Origin of the sequence: Vitreimonas sp. (assembly GCF_035627415.1) — a bacterium.
GTDB lineage: Bacteria > Pseudomonadota > Alphaproteobacteria > Caulobacterales > Aquidulcibacteraceae > Vitreimonas.
Genome location: NZ_DASPLU010000038.1, coordinates 78,303 through 93,219, shown reverse-complemented (window position 1 = coordinate 93,219; position 14,917 = coordinate 78,303). Strand labels below are relative to the sequence as shown.

Genomic DNA, 14,917 nt, shown 5'->3' with positions numbered 1-14,917 from the left:
CAAGGAAAACGGGCCGATTACTTGGAATTTAGTACGGGTCGGCGGAGGCGCTCTCGACGGCGTCGTCATCTCCATCGCCGCGATATTCCGGCGCCGGCGGCCTTGCCTCGGCTTGCGCGTAATAAGGCGCATCCGGCGCGCGCACCTGCATGAATGAAACGACCCGACGCACGCCGCCGACCACGCTCGCGATCTCGGCCGCGCGGCGCAACTCTTCTTCGGAGCGCGCGGTGCCCATCAGGTACACGTTGCCGTGGAACGTCTCGATGTTGACGTTGATCGCCCGCACGGCGCGGCTCGCCGTGAGGCGCGCGCGGATCTGCGCCGTGATCAATTCATCCTGCGCGTTGCGCACTAAGGTCGACGGCTGCCCGATCACGATCTCGTTGTAGACATTATCGATCGTGCGCACGCTGCGCGCGATCGTCTCCGCGGCCTGGCGATGCTCCGCCGTCGGCGCCGTGCCCGAGAGCAGCAGATTGCGGTTGGCGACTTCGACGTCGACCTCTTGGAAGGCGACGCGGTCGGCCGCCAACAGACGCACCTTAACCTGCTGCGACGCCGCCGCATCGTCGATGCCTTCGCCGATCGTGCGGTCCTGCGCAGCGTAGACGCCGACGCTGGCGACCGTGCCGATCGCGGCGGTGGTGCAGCCGCTCGCGCCGGCGCCGGCCGCGAACAGAGTGATGATGACGGCGAGTACGCGCATGATGCGGCCATTCTCCGCCTGGATCGTTTCGGCACACTTAAGATCAGGCGCCGAGCTGTTCGTAGTACCAAGCCGCGCGTTCATGTTTCGGCAACCATCCGGCGCCGACCACAACCAGATCGAACCGGATCGGCGCATGCATCAGCCGCCAGCGGCCGGCCAAGGTCTGCGCCGCGCGCGCGATCCGCTGCTGCGCCATCGGCGTCACCGCATAGGCGCCGGCGTCATAGGTGCGGCGCGCCTTCACTTCGACGATGACGAGAACATCATCCTTCCACGCCGCCACATCGACCTCGCCAAATGGCGTGCGCAAACGATGGCCGAGAATGCGATAGCCCTTGCAGATCAGATAGAGCATCGCCTGCCATTCGGCGATGCGGCCGCGGCGCTCGGCGCGCCGGCGGCTCACGCGCGATCCTTCAGTTCGAGCGCGCGTGCATAGGCGCGCTTGCGCGGCACGCCGAGTTCGCGCGCGGCGTCAGCGGCCGCGTCCTTCACGCCGCGCGGCAGCGCCGCGATCAAGAATGCATCGAGCGCTTCTTCGCTCACCTCCCCTTTCGGCAATGGCGGGCCCACCAGCACGACGATCTCCCCCTTCGGCGCCCCGGCTTCGGCGTAATGCGCCGCGAGCGCATCGAGCGTATCGCGGCGCGTCTCCTCGAACATCTTGGTCAGCTCGCGCGCCACCGCCGCCGGCCGCGCCCCAAGCGCCTGCGCTATGTCGGCAAGCGAGTCCGCCAAGCGCGGCCCGCTTTCGTAAAACACCAGCGTTGCGTCCGTCTCAGCGAGTTCGGCAAGTACGGCGCGGCGCTGTCCCTGTTTTGCCGGCAGAAAGCCCGCGAACAGGAAACGGTCGCTCGGCAGCCCCGAGACCACCAGTCCCGCCAACAGCGCCGACGCGCCCGGGATCGGAAACACGCGGTAACCGGCCGCGATCACCGCCCGCGCCAGCTTGAAACCGGGATCGGATACGAGCGGCGTGCCCGCATCCGAGATGAGCGCGACGCTTTCGCCGCGCGCCATCGCCGCCAGGATTTCCTCCCGCGCCGCTTCATCGCTGTAATCGTGATATGCCGCCAGCCGCGGCTTCAGCCCGTACGCATCCAAGAGCTTGCGGGCGACGCGCGTATCCTCCGCATACAAACGATCCACAGCCCCGAGCACGTCGAGCGCCCGAAGCGTGATGTCACGCAGGTTCCCGATCGGCGTCGCCACCACATAAAGGCCCGCTTCCAGCGGTGGACTGGGGTGGCGGGCGCCGATACGGTCCCGCCCGATCTCGTTGGGGTCTGACGAAGGGTTGTTCATGGCGTCCGCCAAATCATCGCCGCGCCCGCTGCGCGCGCCAAGCGTGAAGACGGCCGCGGCCGTCAGTTTGGCCGCTTTCATGGCCGCCTGCGCCTCTTCCCCGTCCAGCACGCCGCCGCCGGTTGGTCCGGTGGGGCCTGCCGCGCCGACCGAAGCGCAAGTGCAGACCCGCGACGGCGTGACGCCGCCCTTCATGCGCGGCCGGGAGGTCGTTCGTGTCGGGCTGCTGCTCCCCTTCTCGCTGCGTCCGCAGGAGGCCACGGCGATCTACAACGCCGCCGAACTCGCGCTCTTCGATCACGGCAACCAGAACACACTGCTGATCCCGCGCGACGCCGGCGCCGACGAAGCCTCCGCCAACGCCGCCGCACGCGCGCTGGTGACGGACGGCGCCGACATCATCATCGGCCCGGTGCTGCGCGAGGGCGTCATCGGCGCCGCGAACGCCGCCCGCAGCGAAAACATTCCGGTGATCGGCTTCTCCTCGGACCGCATGGTCGGCGGCAACGGCGCCTATCTGCTGAGCTTCCAGCTCGAAGACGAAATCTCACGTCTCGTTTCCTACGCAGCGCAGCACAACATCCGCACCATCGCGCTGCTCGCGCCCTCGAACGATTATGGACGCCGGGTCGAGAGCGCGCTCCGCGCCGAAGCGCAGCTGCACGGCGTCACCATCGTGCACAGCCGCCTCTACAACCGCACCGACGCCGAAGCGTCCGCTGCGGCGACGGCCGTCGCCAACGCCATCCGCACCCAGCCCGTGCAAGGCGTCCTGATCGCCGAAAGCGGCACAGCGCTGCGGTCGATCGGCACCGCCCTGGTGCAAGCGGGCGTCGACCGCAGCCAAGTGCGCTTCATGGGCACCAGCGTTTGGGCCGGCGACGCGCAACGCGAACCGACGCTCGCCGGCGGCTGGTTCGTCTCGCCCGACCCGGCGGCGCGCACCAGTTTCGAAAGCCGCTACCAGGCGGCGTTCGGCGCTGCGCCGACGCGGTTGGCGAGCCTCGGCTACGACGCCGTCGCGCTCGCCGCCCTGCTCTCGCGCGACGGCGGCGCCGACGGATTCTCGCGCGCGCGGCTGGAGAACAGCGAAGGCTTCGCCGGCTCGGACGGCCTCTTCCGCTTCCGCTCCAATGGCGCCATCGAACGCGGCCTCGCCATCATCGAAGTGCGCCAGAACGACGTCGCCATCCTCGACGCGGCGCCGCAGCAATTCCCGCGCTCGGGGACCTAAACCGCCAGCTCGGCCGCGACCGTATTGGCGACGATGCGCCCGCGCGTCGTCAGCCGAATGCGTCCGCCATCGTGCGTGACGAAGCCTTCCTCGACGAGCCACGCCAGCGCCTCCGGCTTGATCGGCCGGCTGCGCAACGCGGCGACGCGCAACGCGTCGGCGCCCTCGATCGTGCGCAGCCCCATCAGCAGCGTTTCGTCGGCCGCTTCCTCGCCGGTGAGCGTCGCTTCGGAAATCCAGCCGATGCCGTTCTCGCGCACGGCGTCGATATAATCGCGCGGCCGCCGCTGCGCCTCGAGCGCGATGCGCGCGCCGCGATGCGTCACCCGTCCGTGCGCGCCGGGGCCGACGCCGACCCAATCGCCGCCGCGCCAGTAGATCAAATTATGACGCGACCGCGCCGCTGGCGTGCGCGCGTGATTGGAGATCTCGTACGCATCGAAACCCGCGGCGGCGCACAGCTCCTGCGTGAGCTCATACAATGACGCCGCCAGTTCGTTGTCAGGCGGCGTGAGCTGGCCGCGCGCGACGCGACGCGCGAACGCCGTCTCCGGTTCGATCGTCAGCTGATAGAGCGACAGGTGCTCCACCGGCAGCGCGAGGGCCGCGCCGAGCTCCGCGCGCCAGGCTTCGAGGCTCTGCCCTTCCCGCGCATAAATGAGATCGAGCGAGACGCGCTTGCCCGTCGCCGCGGCCGCCTCGATGGCGCGGAGACCGGCCGCCGCATCGTGTCGGCGGCCAAGCGCCTTCAACGCAGCATCGTCGAACGCTTGCGCGCCGATGGAGAAGCGGTTGACGCCCGCCGCCGCTTGCTCGGCGAACAGGTGGGCGTCCTCCGGATTGGCTTCGAGCGTGATCTCGCATTCCTGGCTCAAGCCAAACGCCTGCGCCGCCGCCTCGATCAGGCGTGCGATTTCTTCGCCGCGGAGCAGCGACGGCGTGCCGCCGCCGAAGAAAAGGCTGTCCGCGTCGCGCCGCCCGAAACGCTGCGCATGCGCGTGCAGGTCGGCGACGATGGCGTCGAGCAACGGCGCGTTGTCGGCGCCGCGGGCGCGATAGACGTTGAAGTCGCAATACGGGCAGATCGCGGCGCAGTACGGCCAATGCACGTAGATGCCGAGCTGGTTCATCTCAGCGCCGCGAGCAATTTCTCGAACGCGCGGGCGCGGTGCGTCAGCGGCAGCTTCTCCTCGTGCGTCATCTCGCCGAACGTGCGGGTCTCGCCTTCGGGCTGGAAGATCGGATCGTAGCCGAAGCCCTTGTCCCCGCGCGGCGGCCAGACGATGGCGCCGCGCGCCTCGCCTTCGAACACCTCGACGCCCCCGCCGGGCTCCGCCAGCGCCAAGGCGCAGACGAAGCGGGCCGAGACATCCTCAGCCTTGCACGCGGCGAGTTCGTCGCGCACCCGCGCCATCGCCGCGGCGAAATCCTTCTGCGGCCCCGCCCAGCGCGCCGAATAGACCCCCGGATCCCCGCCCAGCGCGAACACTTCGAGCCCGGAATCGTCCGCCAGCGCCGGCAGCCCGGACGTCTCCGCCGCCGCACGCGCCTTGAGCGCGGCGTTGCCGGCGAAAGTGGTTTCCGTCTCCTCCGGCTCCGGCAGGCCGAGCGAAGCTGCCGAGACCGCCTCCACCCCCAGCGGGGCCAAGAGCGCGGCGATTTCCCGGACTTTCCCCGAATTGTGGCTGGCGACGACCAGGCGGCCGGTGAGCTTAGGCATGATCGGCAACCCTTGTTTGACGGCGGGGAGCTGGGTCTATATCGTTTATCAATAAACCCTGGCTAGGGTTCAGTCCTAAGGGAGCAAGACGCCGGAAATGAAAGCCCTGGGCAAAGGCTCGATCGCGGCTTGGGTGCAGATCGCACTCATGGTGGCTTGGGTGTGCCTTTGGATTGCGGCTGCGGCGCTCGTACTCGCTGCGGTAGGCTATGGTGTCCTGCTGGCGCTGATTGCGAACGGCAGCGTCGATCCGAGCGTGCTGACCGGCGGCGACGGCCAGATCCGTCTCGGCGACGAAGGCGGCGGCTCCTTCCAGGTCAGCTACGACGAGCCGGGCGGCGCGACTTGGCCCGTGGTCGTCCCCGGCCTCCTGATCGGCGCCGTCGCCGTGGCCGGCGCTCTCATCATCGTCTGGCGCCTGCGTAAACTGTTCGACAGCTTCACCTCGGGCGAGCCGTTCCGGCGCGAGAACGCGCGCCACCTGCGCGTCATCTGGATCACCATGCTGGTGATCGAACTCTCCCGCTACGCGCTGCTGGGGCTGACCGCGGCGCTGCTGGTGAATTTCGAACCGGACATCGACGCCGATTTCCGCATCAGTCTCGATATCTCCACCTGGGGTTCGATCCTCATCCTGATCGTGTTGGCTGAAGTCTTCCGCGAAGGCGCGCGCCTCAAGGAAGAGCAGGAGCTGACGATCTGATGGCGATCCGCGTCACTCTCGACCGCATCCTGCTGGAACGGCGCATGTCGCTGACGGATTTGAGCGAAAAGGTCGGCGTCACGCTCGCCAACCTTTCGATCCTGAAAACCGGCAAAGCCAAGGCGATCCGCTTCTCGACCTTGAATGCGCTCTGCCGCGTGCTCGAATGCCAGCCCGGCGAGCTGTTGAGCTACGAGGCCGGCGGCGACGAAGCTTACGAGGACGCGTCGGCGGAGACCGCCGACAATTAAACCGGCGCGCCGATCTCGAGCCGGAATTGCGCCAGGTCTTCGTCGGCGAGATCCGCCGCCCAAATGTAATCGGCCTCGCCAAACAGTGCGAACTGCCGGCCGGCGGCGTCGAACACATAACCGACATCGACCCGATAGGGATTGGTCATCGCCAGCCGGCGCGGATTGGAAAGCGCCGCGCCGATCAGCCACGGCAAATCGATGTCCTCGCTCGACCAGTCACGGGCGATCGCCGCGAACGTCTCCGGCTCCTCCGTGCGGAGATGGCCGTATGCGTTTTCGAACACCGTGCCTTCGAAAATCTGGACATCGGTCGCCGATTCGAAGCCGACTTCGATCGCAAAGATCACGCCGTTTTCGAACGCGATCTCGATCGGATCGTCGCCTCCGAACGGCGCATGCCCTACCCGCGCGACGCGCTTCACCGCGCCGGCGGCGCAGAGCCGATGCGCCATCTCGTGCATCAGTGCGGGTTCGCTTGCGTCATGACCCGCGTTCCGCTTCCATCCACGCGCACTTCCATTGACGGCGCTTCCGGGCGGCCTTCGGCGAACAATTCGTAGATCACGGCGCTGTCTTCGGTCTGAACGCTCTCGATCACCCGCACCGGCGTGAACGCGCCGGGCGACGCTTCCGCGACCGTACGCACGGACGCCGGCGCCGCGCTCCATGCAATCTCGCGCTGAACTTCAACCACGCGCCAGCCCTGCTCGGTCTGCAGAATGTCGAGTTCGATCTCCGCGCCGTCAGCGCGCAGTCCTTCGACGTCGTAATAGACCCGGCCGTCGCGCTCCTTGCGCTCCGCTTCCGAGACGGTGAAGCCCGGCGCGACCGCTTGCGCCGCGGCGACAACGTCCGCCGGCACGTCGGCGCCGGCGACTGCCGCGATGCTGTCAGGCGCTTCGACCTGAGCCGGCTGACTGCACGCCGCCGCCGCCAACACGCACAGCGTCAGAGCAGAAACACGCAGCATCGCCCTCTCCTTCACGATGGTCGGCCTTCACGACATGGTTTGGCGCTGCTTCTCGAACAACTGGCCGCAGCCGTGCTTGGCCAAGCGCATCAGCTCGGCGAACTCCTCGTCCGAGAACGGGCGCTGTTCGCCGGTGGCTTGCAGCTCGATCATGCGCCCGTCGCCGGCGAGAATGAAGTTGGCGTCGACCTCGGCGCTGGAATCTTCGGCATAATCGAGATCGAGCACCGGCGCGCCGTTGAACACGCCGCACGATATCGCCGCCACCTGGCCCGTGATCGGGTTGGACTTGAGCACCTTCTCCTCGACCAGGTACGCGCAGGCCTTGCTGAGCGCGACCCAGGCGCCGGTGATCGCCGCAGTGCGGGTGCCGCCGTCGGCTTGGATGACGTCGCAATCGAGCGTGATGGTGCGGTCGCCCAGCGCCTTGAGATCAATCACAGAGCGCAGGCTGCGCCCGATCAGACGCTGAATCTCCTGCGTGCGGCCCGACTGCTTGCCCTGCGCCGCTTCACGGCGCCCGCGCGTGTGCGTGGCCCGCGGCAGCATGCCGTATTCGGCGGTCACCCAGCCGCGGCCCTGCCCCTTCAGCCAGCCGGGCACGCCCTGCTCCACGCTGGCCGCGCACAAGACGTGCGTCTGCCCGAACCGCGCGAGGCACGAGCCCTCGGCGTAGCGGGAGACGCCGATTTCGAGCGTGACGTCGCGCAATTGATCGGGCGCGCGGCCGGAAGGGCGCATGTAACCTCCTGAACTTCGAGCGCGCTGCATGGCCGAAAGCGCGACGCGGGTAAAGCTCTAGACCGCGCAGCGCAACGTCATTCGCCGCGAACGCCGATCGACGCTGATCGAGGCGCAGCGCGACAAGGCCGAGCGGCCGAGCACAAGAATCGGCGGCGGCGCATCTTCCGCCTCCCCGCGCACCACGATCGCATCGTCCTCGGTTGCGCCGAGCAGCGGCGCGTTCGTGCGCGCATAGGCCGGACGCACTGGCAGACCGAACACGCTGAGTTCGGTCTCCACCGGCTGCATCATCGTCCGCAGCCCCAGGATCAGCGGCATTTCGGCGACGGCGCCCGCCGCCGGTATGTCGCCCGTCGCATCGAGCGCGCGCGATGCGGTGCGATTGAAGACGCTGGCGCTGTTGGCGACGTTGAAATTCACCTGAAATTGCTGGCCGCCAATCTGCGTGCGCACGGTCCAGTCATCCGCATCTTCGAGCGGCAGCACGATGTCGCGTGCGCCGGGCGGCTCCGGGTTGAGGACGATGGTGATGATGTCGTACGGCAGCGCCCCGGGCCCGATCACGCCATCGGCCCGCGTCGTCACCGGCGCCCCGAACACCCCGGCGAAGGCGCGCGCGGCGCGGCCCTCGAACAGGATGCGCGGACGGGCGATGCGGCCGCGCAAGGTGGCGTCGCTGCCCTCGATGCCGACGCCGATCTGCATCAGCGGCAATTGCCGCACGCGCAGCCGTCGCGCCGCGGCGGCGCTCAGCGCCAAGCCGCTCGGAAACCGCAGATCGACCTCGAGCCGCACCGCCCGGCCGTTGATCTCGGCGTCGACAATAGGCGCCGGCTCGGCGCGCAGCGTGATCGCCGTCTGCGCCGCCGCCGGCGCGGCGCAGCACAACAGAACAAGAAAAGCGAAGATCCCCAACCGCATGCGCCCTCCTCGCCAGGGAACACGGCGAAATCAAGTCGCGCCCTCTCCCGCTTGCGCGACGGGCGCTGTTCGCTACCTAGAGCGCCGATGGCGCAGCCCCCCGCCCCCGATCTCACGTCGTTGGACGCCCGCGCTCGCGAGATCTTCCGCGAGATCGTGGAATCTTATTTGACCACCGGCGAGCCGGTGGGCTCGCGCACGCTTTCGAAGCTCGGCGGCATGGGCCTCTCCGCCGCGTCGATCCGCAACACCATGGCCGACCTCGCCAGCCTGGGTCTTTTGCAGGCGCCGCATGCTATGGCCGGCCGCCTGCCGACTCAGGTCGGCTTGCGCTTCTTCGTCGACAGCCTGCTGCAGCTGGGCGACGTGCCGCCGGACGAAAAGCGCGAAATCGAGGCGCGCATCGCCCAAGCGGGCTCGAACCCGCAGGACGTCCTGGGCGCCGCGTCCGATCTGCTCTCCGGCCTCGCCGGCGGCGCCGGGCTCGTCGTGACGCCGCAACGCGACGCGCCGGTGCGCCACGCCGAAATCGTCGGCATCGGCCCGGGCCAGGCGCTGCTGGTGCTCGTCTTCGAAGACAACCAGATCGAGAACCGCGTCATCACCACGCCGCCGGAGATGCCGCCCGGGGCGCTGGCCGAAGCGGCGAATTATCTCAACGCGCGTTTCAAGGGCAGGACGCTGAACGAAGCGCGCGTTGCGGCGGCCGAGGCGCTGCAGCGCGACCGCGCCGAACTCGACGCCGCCGCCGCCAAGCTGGTGGAGAGCGGATTGGTCGAATGGTCCGGCGAGGACCCGATGCTCGGCCGTTCCCTGATCGTCCGCGGCCGCGGCAATCTGCTCAAGGATCAGCAGGCGATCGCCGATCTCGAACGCGCGCGCCAGCTGTTCGACGACCTGGAGAAGACCCGCGAACTGATCCAAGTGCTCGATCTCGCCAAGTCAGCCGAGACCGTCCGCGTCTTCATCGGCTCCGAAAATCCGCTGTTTTCGCTCTCGGGGTCGAGCTTGATCGTCGCGCCCTATATGAACGCCGAACGCAAGGTCGTCGGCGCGCTCGGGGTGATCGGGCCGACGCGGCTGAATTACGCCCGGGTGATCCCGGTGGTGGACTATACCGCGCGCGTCGTCGGCCGGGTGCTCGACGGCCGCGGCGGCGAACGCTGAAACGAGGAATGGAATGACAAACGAAACCGACAACCAGCAGCAAGTGCGGAACCAGCAAGACGAAGCGCCGGCCGAGACGCTCGACACCAGCGTGCTGGAAGCGGAGCTGGCGAAAGCGCGCGACGACATGCTGCGCGCGCTGGCCGAAGTCGAGAACACGCGCCGCCGCGCCGAACGCCAAGCCGCCGAAGCGCGCGCCTACGCCATCGATCGCTTCGCCGCGGACCTGCTGCCGATCGCCGACACTTTGGGCCGCGCTCTCGCCGCCGCGCCACAAGGCGCCGCCGATGAAGCGACGCGCAACCTCATCGCCGGTCTCGAGCTCACCGAGCGCACGATGGTGGATGTGTTCGCGCGCCACGGGCTGAAGCGCGTCGGCGCCAAGGGCGAGGCCTTCAACCCGAACCTGCATCAAGCCGTGGCGCAGGCCCCCTCCGATCAGCCGGCCGGCGTGATCCTCGAGGTAATGCAGCCCGGCTACGTCCTGAACGACCGCACGCTGCGCGCCGCCATGGTGCTCGTCTCCGCCGGCGGCGGCGCATCGGCGGCCGCGCCAACCGTAGACGTCAAGGTCTGAGCCTCATCCGCGGCCGAGCCATGCTTACGGCGCCCGCCGTCCTGCGGCGATGGGGCGCGTTACCGTCATTTCGCCCAATTCCCGCTTTGCCTGGAACATGAATGATCGTTAACCATGGCGACGAGCAGTGTTCGTCGTGGTCAAACGGGCCCCGAGGAGTCTGCGGAACTCGGAGGGGAATATGCGGGGAAAATTACTGTTCGGCGCGGCGACCGCTGCGTTGCTGATGAGCTTTGCCGGCGCGGCTTCGGCTCAGGACAATGACCCCGCGGGCGATGCCAGCACCACCGCCGCGCTGAACGGCGCCGTCGACGGCCAGATCGACAGCGCCGGCGACGTGGATTGGTACCGGCTGCGCGTGGAGCAAGGCCAGCGCTACAGCTTCACCCTCGACGGCATGCCCGGCGCCGACGGCCAAGCGCTCGATCCGATGATCGCGATCTATGACGGCGAAGGCGTGCAGCTCGCGTTCAACGACGACGCCAACGGCTTCAACTCGGCGGTGACGTACGCGCCCGGCGCTTCGGGCGAAGTGTTCGTCGAAGCGCGCGCATTCAGCGAACAGGCGACGGGCGGCTACCGACTCAGCGTCAGCGCCTCTCCCCTGCCGCGGGACGACGCCGGCAACAGCGCCGACACGCGCGCGCGCATCGCGCCCGGCCGCGCCGTCGGCGGCAGCATCGAATACGAAGGCGACGTCGATTGGTATCGCCTCGCGGTGCGCACCGGACAGCGCTATCGCATCACGCTCGACGGCGCCGACGACGTCGACACCGCCGACGGCGCGCTCGGCGACCCGATGCTGCGCATTATCGACGCCGACGGCAACGAGCTCGCCATGGGCGACGACACGGAAGAAAGCCTCAACGCGGCGATCGACTACATCCCGCGCGCCAATGGCGAAGTGTTCATCGAAGCGCGCGGCTACGCCGACGCCTACACCGGCGCCTACGCGCTCAACGTCGCCGCCGAGCGGCTGCCGACCGACGCGATCGCCAACAATCGCTCCACCCGCGGCCGGATCGATCTCGGCGACAGCGTCAACGGCAACCTCGAGTTTCCGACCGACACCGACTGGTATCGCGTCCGCCTCGCCGAAGGCGAGACCTACCGCTTCACGCTCACCAGCTCCGGCGACAACGCGTTCGACCCGCTGGTGCGGGTCTATGACGCCAACGGCCAGGAAGTCGCCGTCGACGATGACGGCGGCGAAGGCCTCAACTCCTATCTCGAGTTCACCGCCACGGCGGCCGGCAATTACTTCGTCGAAGCCGCGGGCTTCAGCGAAGAAGCGGTCGGCACGTACACTCTGGCGGCGATGAGCGGCGACATCCCGAGCGACGCCTCCACCGATGCGGTGATGAGCGCCGACGGCGATTATCGCGAAGGCGGGCTCGCGCCCGCCGGCGACCGCGATTGGTACCGGCTCGAACTCGCCGAAGGCCAAGCCGTGCGCATCAACGCCGACGTCGTCCAGACCGCCGACGCGCTCGGCGACCCCTACCTCGTGCTTTACGGGCCGGACGGGACCGAAATCGCGCGCGACGACGACGGCGGCGAAGGCCTGAACGCCTTCCTCGAATATCAAGCGACGGCCGCGGGCGCGCACTACGTCGAAGTGCGCGGCTTTGCCGAGGACGCCTCAGGCCGCTACGCGGTCGGCGTGATTGCCGGCGAAATCGGTCAGAGCATCGACAACGCCGACTATTTCATGCCGAACGGCGAAGGCCGCTTCAGCCGCATCGGCGCGGCCGACGACGCCGACTGGTACATGATCGAGATGATCGAAGGCCGGCCTTATCGGATCACGCTCGAAGGCGCCGGCGAGACCCCGCTCGCCGATCCCTATCTCACGCTCTACGACTCCCAAGGCAATGCGGTCGTCTCCGACGACGATGGCGGCATGGGCCTCAACTCGTATTTGAGCTACGCCTCGCCGACGGGCGGCACGTTCTTCCTCGGCGTCTCGTCCTACGGCGCCTCCGGCACGGGCCAGTACAATCTGCGCGCCGTCGACACCGACGTGCCCGGCAACGCCTACACCGACGAGAACCTCGACCCCGCCGACGACAGCCGCGTCAGCCGCATCGACATGCTCGGCGACCTCGATCAGTACCGCGTCACGCTCGAGGCCGGCGTACGCTATACGATCGACGTGCGCGGCGAGGGCGACAATCCGCTGGCAGACCCGTTCGTGACGATCCTAGATGCCAACGGCGAGAGCGTCGTCACCGACGACGACAGCGGCGACGGCTTGGATGCGCGCCTGCGCTTCACGCCGCAGACCGCCGGCGAATACTACATCCAGGCGAGCGGCCTTGGCGGCTCGCTCGGCGGCTATCAGGTTCAGATCGTGCGTCAGTAGGCTAAACGCGGGGACGCACGCTTGGGGCGGCGGCGCTGGACAAGAGCGCCGCCGCTTTTCTTTTGCGCCGGCTGAACCGGAACCGCTCGTTCGAACACGTCGTTGCCGCTGAGCAACGGCCGAAGGAGTTCGTCCATGCCGGATCGCGTCATCGTCATCACCGGCGCCAGCGCAGGCGTCGGCCGCGCCACGGCGCAGAGGTTCGCGCGCGACGGCTGGCGCGTCGGCGTCATCGCCAGAGGCGGACTGGCGGAAACCCTGGAAGAGCTGCGCACGCTCGGCGCAAAGGCGCACGGCGTCGAAGCCGACGTCGCCGACGCGGACGCGGTGGAGCATGCGGCGGCGGAGATGGAGCGCGCGCTCGGCGCGATCGACGTGTGGGTGAACAACGCAATGACCACAGTATTCGCCAGCGTCGACGACATGACGGCGGAGGAATTCGCGCGCGTCACCGCGGTGACCTATCTCGGCGCCGTGCACGGGACGATGGCGGCGTTGCGGCGGATGCGGCCGCGCAAGCGCGGACACATCATCCATGTCGGCTCCGCCCTCGCCTATCGCGGCATTCCGCTGCAATCGGCCTATTGCGGCGCCAAGCACGCGCTGGTCGGCTTCACCGAATCGCTGCGCAGCGAGCTGCTGCACGACAAAATTCCAGTGCACGTTTCGATGGTGCACCTGCCGGCGGTGAACACACCGCAATTCGATTGGGCCCGCTCGCACCGCGCCTACACGCCGAAGCCCGCGACCAAAGTCGTCTACCAGCCCGAAGCCGCCGCCACGGCGATCGCGCGGTGCGTGGCCCATCCCAAGCGCGAGTACTGGCTCAGCCTGATGACGGCGCAGACCATTCTCGGCGGCATGAGCGCGCCGGGATGGCTCGACCGCATTCTCGCGCGCACAACCGTCGAGGGCCAGGAGACGCGCCGCGCCTTGCCGGCGGAGCGGATCGACAATCTGATGCGTCCCGCGCCGACGCGTCACGAGGCGCGCGGCTCGTTCGGCGCGGGCGCGCGCACAAAGGGTCTCATTATCTCCGGCGCGGCCGGGCGATGGCTGCCGATCGGCGTCGGCGCGCTCGCCTGCGCCGCGATCGGCGCCCTGTTGGGCGCCGCACTGGCGCGGCGCCTAACGCGCTCGGCCGGCTAGCTCAACCCGCTCGCCCGCTCGCCGCCCTGGCGCTCCAGCATCCAGCCCGGATATTCCGGCTTCAGCTTCGACACCTCGTCCAGGCGCTTCAGATCGTCGCTCGACAATTCGACCGCGGTCGCCGCGAGATTGTCATTGAGCTGCGCCTCGGTCTTCGCGCCGATGATCACGCTGGTGACGTGCTTCTGATGCAGGAGCCACGCGAGCGCGATCTGCGCGACGGAGACGCCGCGCGCATCGCCCATTTCCTTCATCACGTCGATGATGTCGTAGGCCTTGTCCTTGTCGACCGGCGGGAAGTCGAACGAGGCGCGGCGGCCTTCGCCCGTGCTGTTGCGCGTGAACTTGCCCGAGAGAAAGCCGCCCGCGAGCGGGCTCCACGGCAGGATCGCGAGCTGCTGGTCCTTCGCCAGCGGCGCAACCTCACGCTCGAGATCGCGCCCGGCGATCGAATAGTACATCTGCAGCGACTCGAACCGCGCCAGCCCGTTGCGCTCGGATACGCCGAGCGCCTTGGCGATCTGCCAGGCGGCGAAATTGCAGAGCCCGATATAGCGCGCCCGGCCTGACTTCACGACTTCATCGAGCGCCTCGAGCGTCTCTTCGAGCGGCGTCACATTGTCGAACGCGTGCACTTGATAGAGATCGACGTAATCGAGCCCCAACCGCGTCAAGCTCGCGTCGATGGCGTCGAACACGTGCTTGCGCGAAAGGCCCCAGAGATTGGTGTTGGCGTAGCGGCGCTGAAACTCCGGCGTTTGCTCCGGGCTGTAGGCGCCCATGCGGCCGAACACCTTGGTCGCGATCACCAGTTCGTCGCGCGGCAAGTCGCGGATGGCGCGCCCGAGCACCTGTTCGGAGAGGCCGTTGGAATAGACATCGGCCGTGTCGATGAAGGTGACGCCTTGATCGAACGCCGTTCTGACCAGCTTGGTCGACTCCTCTTGTTCGAGCGCGCCGATGACTTTCCAGAAACCGTCGCCGCCGAACGTCATGGTGCCGAGGCAGATTTCCGACACGGCAAGGCCCGTGCGGCCGAGTTTGCGATAGCGCATGCGGATCGTCCTTCCTGGTGAGCTGCGGCCAACATAGGACG

17 protein-coding genes are annotated in these 14,917 nt (G+C 68.2%); 7 read left to right on the top strand and 10 right to left on the bottom strand.

The annotated features are described in order from the left end of the window. Positions 1-28: 28 nt before the first annotated feature. The 3 genes from VEA80_RS19185 to rsmI are packed head-to-tail and all read right to left on the bottom strand — an operon-like array spanning position 29 to position 2,017. Entirely contained in the window at positions 29-709 is a 681-nt protein-coding gene (locus VEA80_RS19185) for a BON domain-containing protein (protein ID WP_325062404.1), read from the bottom strand. Between the two features lie 43 nt (positions 710-752). Then, a complete protein-coding gene (locus VEA80_RS19180) occupies positions 753-1,118 on the bottom strand; it encodes a YraN family protein (protein WP_325062403.1) in 366 nt (121 codons plus the stop codon). Beyond that, positions 1,115-2,017 (bottom strand): 16S rRNA (cytidine(1402)-2'-O)-methyltransferase, encoded by a 903-nt coding sequence (gene rsmI, locus VEA80_RS19175; RefSeq protein ID WP_414731526.1) that lies wholly within the window; start codon positions 2,015-2,017, stop codon positions 1,115-1,117. Before rsmI ends, VEA80_RS19180 begins: the two co-directional genes overlap by 4 nt. A 79-nt stretch (positions 2,018-2,096) precedes the next feature. On the opposite strand from rsmI, the gene VEA80_RS19170 reads away from it, so the two are divergent. Beyond that, positions 2,097-3,251, top strand: coding sequence for a penicillin-binding protein activator (locus VEA80_RS19170; protein WP_325062401.1), 1,155 nt, complete (start codon positions 2,097-2,099; stop codon positions 3,249-3,251). Here VEA80_RS19170 and hemW read toward each other — a convergent pair. Together hemW and rdgB are read right to left on the bottom strand one after the other, a co-directional pair. Continuing rightward, on the bottom strand, positions 3,248-4,381 hold the full coding sequence (gene hemW, locus VEA80_RS19165; protein ID WP_325062400.1) for a radical SAM family heme chaperone HemW: 1,134 nt from the start codon (positions 4,379-4,381) through the stop codon (positions 3,248-3,250). The two genes, VEA80_RS19170 and hemW, sit on opposite strands and share 4 nt — an antisense overlap. Beyond that, positions 4,378-4,971, bottom strand: a complete 594-nt coding sequence (rdgB, locus tag VEA80_RS19160; protein ID WP_325062399.1) for an RdgB/HAM1 family non-canonical purine NTP pyrophosphatase — start codon at positions 4,969-4,971, stop codon at positions 4,378-4,380. The genes hemW and rdgB overlap by 4 nt, the downstream gene beginning before the upstream one ends. 97 nt (positions 4,972-5,068) lie before the next feature. On the opposite strand from rdgB, the gene VEA80_RS19155 reads away from it, so the two are divergent. Both VEA80_RS19155 and VEA80_RS19150 read left to right on the top strand, forming a co-directional pair. After that, on the top strand, positions 5,069-5,674 hold the full coding sequence (locus VEA80_RS19155; RefSeq protein ID WP_325062398.1) for a DUF2975 domain-containing protein: 606 nt from the start codon (positions 5,069-5,071) through the stop codon (positions 5,672-5,674). Further along, positions 5,674-5,925 (top strand): helix-turn-helix transcriptional regulator, encoded by a 252-nt coding sequence (locus VEA80_RS19150; RefSeq protein ID WP_325062397.1) that lies wholly within the window; start codon positions 5,674-5,676, stop codon positions 5,923-5,925. The genes VEA80_RS19155 and VEA80_RS19150 overlap by 1 nt, the downstream gene beginning before the upstream one ends. Here VEA80_RS19150 and VEA80_RS19145 read toward each other — a convergent pair. From VEA80_RS19145 to VEA80_RS19130, 4 genes are read right to left on the bottom strand one after another with little or no spacing between them, the layout of a single operon-like run. Continuing rightward, positions 5,922-6,380, bottom strand: coding sequence for a hypothetical protein (locus tag VEA80_RS19145; protein ID WP_325062396.1), 459 nt, complete (start codon positions 6,378-6,380; stop codon positions 5,922-5,924). The genes VEA80_RS19150 and VEA80_RS19145 overlap by 4 nt on opposite strands. A gap of 8 nt (positions 6,381-6,388) precedes the next feature. After that, positions 6,389-6,898 (bottom strand): hypothetical protein, encoded by a 510-nt coding sequence (locus VEA80_RS19140; RefSeq protein WP_325062395.1) that lies wholly within the window; start codon positions 6,896-6,898, stop codon positions 6,389-6,391. 27 nt (positions 6,899-6,925) lie between these two features. After that, on the bottom strand, positions 6,926-7,639 hold the full coding sequence (gene rph, locus VEA80_RS19135) for a ribonuclease PH (protein ID WP_325062394.1): 714 nt from the start codon (positions 7,637-7,639) through the stop codon (positions 6,926-6,928). A 57-nt stretch (positions 7,640-7,696) separates the two neighbouring features. Continuing rightward, positions 7,697-8,563 (bottom strand): hypothetical protein, encoded by an 867-nt coding sequence (locus VEA80_RS19130; protein ID WP_325062393.1) that lies wholly within the window; start codon positions 8,561-8,563, stop codon positions 7,697-7,699. 87 nt (positions 8,564-8,650) lie between these two features. On the opposite strand from VEA80_RS19130, the gene hrcA reads away from it, so the two are divergent. The 4 genes from hrcA to VEA80_RS19110 all read left to right on the top strand — a co-directional run bounded on the left by hrcA (position 8,651) and on the right by VEA80_RS19110 (position 13,821). Continuing rightward, complete coding sequence (gene hrcA, locus VEA80_RS19125) at positions 8,651-9,730, top strand: heat-inducible transcriptional repressor HrcA (protein WP_325062392.1); 1,080 nt, start codon at positions 8,651-8,653, stop codon at positions 9,728-9,730. A gap of 13 nt (positions 9,731-9,743) precedes the next feature. After that, on the top strand, positions 9,744-10,307 hold the full coding sequence (grpE, locus tag VEA80_RS19120; RefSeq protein ID WP_325062391.1) for a nucleotide exchange factor GrpE: 564 nt from the start codon (positions 9,744-9,746) through the stop codon (positions 10,305-10,307). 181 nt (positions 10,308-10,488) lie between these two features. Beyond that, complete coding sequence (locus tag VEA80_RS19115) at positions 10,489-12,672, top strand: PPC domain-containing protein (RefSeq protein WP_325062390.1); 2,184 nt, start codon at positions 10,489-10,491, stop codon at positions 12,670-12,672. 135 nt (positions 12,673-12,807) lie between these two features. Then, complete coding sequence (locus VEA80_RS19110) at positions 12,808-13,821, top strand: SDR family oxidoreductase (RefSeq protein ID WP_325062389.1); 1,014 nt, start codon at positions 12,808-12,810, stop codon at positions 13,819-13,821. Here the strand turns inward: VEA80_RS19110 and VEA80_RS19105 are convergent. Beyond that, positions 13,818-14,876, bottom strand: a complete 1,059-nt coding sequence (locus VEA80_RS19105) for an aldo/keto reductase (protein ID WP_325062388.1) — start codon at positions 14,874-14,876, stop codon at positions 13,818-13,820. The two genes, VEA80_RS19110 and VEA80_RS19105, sit on opposite strands and share 4 nt — an antisense overlap. Positions 14,877-14,917 lie beyond the last annotated feature (41 nt).